This is a genomic window from Pseudoalteromonas sp. Z1A6, from assembly GCF_011378745.1.
Taxonomy (GTDB): domain Bacteria; phylum Pseudomonadota; class Gammaproteobacteria; order Enterobacterales; family Alteromonadaceae; genus Pseudoalteromonas; species Pseudoalteromonas arctica.
In genome coordinates, this window is sequence record NZ_WTKW01000424.1 from 1 (window position 1) to 3,217 (window position 3,217).

Annotated in this window: 2 protein-coding genes; one reads left to right on the forward strand and one right to left on the reverse strand. The window is 42.5% G+C overall.

Annotated features, from left to right (window positions below; all coding sequences use genetic code 11):
* Positions 1-68 precede the first annotated feature (68 nt).
* Positions 69-1,976: a beta-ketoacyl synthase gene (locus tag GQR46_RS18050; RefSeq protein WP_165727434.1), complete on the reverse strand. Its 1,908-nt coding sequence runs from the start codon at positions 1,974-1,976 to the stop codon at positions 69-71.
* A gap of 125 nt (positions 1,977-2,101) precedes the next feature.
* Here GQR46_RS18050 and GQR46_RS18055 point away from each other — a divergent pair, with 125 nt between their 5' ends.
* Complete coding sequence (locus tag GQR46_RS18055) at positions 2,102-3,112, forward strand: helix-turn-helix domain-containing protein (RefSeq protein WP_101217300.1); 1,011 nt, start codon at positions 2,102-2,104, stop codon at positions 3,110-3,112.
* The last annotated feature ends 105 nt before the right edge of the window (positions 3,113-3,217 follow it).

Here is a 3,217-nt window from a genome sequence, read left to right on the forward strand (position 1 = left end):
TAATAGTAAATATATTTGAGGCATTAAAAAAGGCGCTTAAAAAGCGCCTTGCTAACAAGTATGTGTGCTTAAAACATATCTTGATAGGAATTTGTTGTGCTAAACGTAATTGCTTTTTCAAAGCCAGGTAACTGAATACTTTGCTCGTCTATTACAATATCGTTGTCGTCAATAAGTCCGTCGCCAAAGCGGTAAATAAGTTCGTACTGGCCTAAATCGGCTTGAGCTTGATACGTTTGTTGCGCGGCTTTAATTGCCACGTTTTTCTGCGCGTAACTACTCATAACTTCATCGCCATGGCGCTTAGCGAGCATTTGCATTGTTACTTTTGGTGAAAGTACGGTAGCTGTTGCATTGTTACCGCCAAAGCCTTTTGAATTTATAAAAGCAATATCCATATCGGCGCATTCGTAATGGCTATTACGAATATCAAGATGATCGGTGTAAACATCATCAGCCACTTTATCAATTGTGGTAATACCCGGCATAATATTATGGCTAAATACACCTAAAGCTATCGCTAATTGGTCGCCACTTGCAGGAGCTATAGTATGACCAACATAGGCTTTTGGCGCTGTCACTTTCCAATTATCAATAGCGAACGTTTGTGCCACTTTGTGATATATCAGCGACTCTGTTACGCGGTTTAGTGGTGTACTTGAGCCATGCGCTAAAATAAAGCTACGTTCTTGCAAAGCTTCTTTGCCTAAAAGGCTCGTTGCTAAAGCAGCCGATTTAGCCATGGTAATATAGTTACCAGGACCAGGTGACGTGATTGATTTTTTTATGCCATCTGCATTTACAAATACATCCGGTACGCAGCCCATAATGTCAGCGCCTAGTTCAAGGGCTAAGGCATCGTCCATTAAAATAGCAACTTGTGCGCCTTCACCTAATGTAAAGCCGCAGTTGTCGCCAAATGGGCGGCTACTTTTGCGATAATCTGGTTCTTCATCACTTGATAAGTTATCTAAACGGCGCAAACCTTCAACATTTGCAAGTGCGCTCATGTTACCAAAGCCTTCAATCACTTCTGGTGTAATAGCACACTCAACACTTGCGACAACCGCAACGCGTGTACGCCCTGCCTGTATGTCGTTAACCGCTGCACGTAAGTTGTATAAAAACGTAGCACAGGCGCCCGAGGTCGAAAACGTAGTACCTACATTGCCCGTAACATACGCGTTAATAAAGTCGGTCGACATGGTATTTAAACCCAGTGCTAACTGCTTAGTACTAACACGGTCGCCTTGTTGGCGCGCCTTTACTAAACCGCCTAGGCCTTTGTCGTCCATTTGGCCAATTACCGATGCTGAATAGGTACCAATTTTATCTGGCTCTACGCTATTCATAATATGCTGCCAATCAAGCCCTGTTGATTTAATAGCATCGGTAGCTGCAAAAATAGTAGCTTGCAGACCACGAGGCTGATAGCGGCTGTTATACATAACAGACGGATCAAACCCAGTCGGAAATTGCCCTGCAGATTTAATCGGGTTATCACGTGTTGAGTCATGCTTAACATCTAAGTCGGCTGCAATAGTTACTTTTACTTTTTTGCCTTCAAGTTCTTCAACTTGCCAGCTAGCTGGAACAGGTGTAGGTAAGTCGCGAGCGCGCGTTTCAAACACAATTGCGTTATCGCTTGATGCGTTTAGCGTCATTTTTTGCTGCCACGGTGTGGCATCTGCATCAAAGTGTTCTTTTTCAATTTTACGAATAAGCGTACCAGCAATAATTTGCTCACCAAAGCGTGCTTCTATGTCGCTTTGCTCAACATTATTACCTTGTGTATCTTGTAATTGGCCGTTTACAACGCTTACTAGATTCATCAGTGTGGCGAGGCCTAAGAATGTTTCACTGCGATCTTGAGCATTTAAACTATCTAACACGATACGGCGATAACCTTGATGAAAAGAAGTACGGCCAGCGGCGTTAATGCCACCCATGCCTACTATAACGGGTAATGCTGTCATAATTTACCTTTAAAAACGTGTTATTAGAAGAACAGGCAGTTTAAATGGATTATGCACTATGCATTGTGCTTTAATAGCCAAATATTCAGCACAAAAGGCCAAAATATACTGGTCGGAGCATTTATATGACTGAAAAAAACACTAATCCACCACTAAACATTGCTATAGCGGTATATCCGCATTTATTAGTTACCAGTTTAACGCTGCCTATCGAGATGTTAAGAGCCGGCGAGGCCTTTGCTAAAGGCCATCTTGATAAGCAAAGCTTTAGACCGCTTGCTATAAATTTAGTGGCTAAAAATGCTGAATTTATACCCACTCGCGCAGGCCTTGCGATAATTCCTGATTGCATAACAACTAACGCCCCCTACAGTGATTTAATTATAGTGCCCGGAATTTGGCGAAACCCGCGCCCTGTAGTGCGTACAAATCAAGGCGTAGTTGATTGGCTAAGCGAGAGCTTTAGCGCAGGCAGCCATATAATTGGTGTAGGCACTGGCAACTGCTTAGTAGCTGAGGCTGGCTTACTTGATGGGCACCCTGCTACAACCCATTGGCACTACGCCAATCAATTTAGCCACGACTACCCGTTAGTGCGTTTAAAACCCGACTTTTTTATAACCCAGTCAGAACGCATGTACACCGTAGCAAGCCTTAATGCCCTTGCAGATGTGATCGTACATATTATTAGTCAGTACTATGGAAAAGCCGCCGCTCAACATGTAGAGCGAAACTTTTCGCACGAAATACGTAAACCCTACGAAGATCAACGCTACTTAGAAGGCGCAGTTGACCGCCATCCCGACGAGCTAATTGCGCAAATTCAGTTTTGGCTAAAAACAAATTTAGCCACCGAGTTAAACCTTCAAGAAGTCGCTGCCCAATTTAGCTTGAGCTACCGTACTTTTACACGTCGCTTTAGAGCTGCTACCAATCAAAGCCCTATTGAGTATTGGCAACAATTACGCGTAGAAGGTGCGAAGGAGTTATTAGCGTCATCAAATCTATCAATTCAAGAAGTAGCTTTAGAGGTCGGTTATAACGATCAAGGGCATTTAACGCGTGTGTTTAAAAAGGTATTAAGCCAAACGCCCAGTGGTTATAGAAAAGTAGTTAGGAGAAAGTTATTTGGCTAACTTTTACTCTGTAAATATGTACAATGAATTACTTAGTTTCGATAAATATATACGAAGAGGCGAACCAAACAGGTAATTTTTTAGAGTCCTTTAATTTATTTTTTA

Bases quoted from the DNA above. Each gene is read 5' to 3' on its own strand.
- GQR46_RS18050 (WP_165727434.1), bottom strand. From the start codon at position 1,976: ATGACAGCATTACCCGTTATAGTAGGCATGGGTGGCATTAACGCCGCT.
- GQR46_RS18055 (WP_101217300.1), top strand. From the start codon at position 2,102: ATGACTGAAAAAAACACTAATCCACCACTAAACATTGCTATAGCGGTA.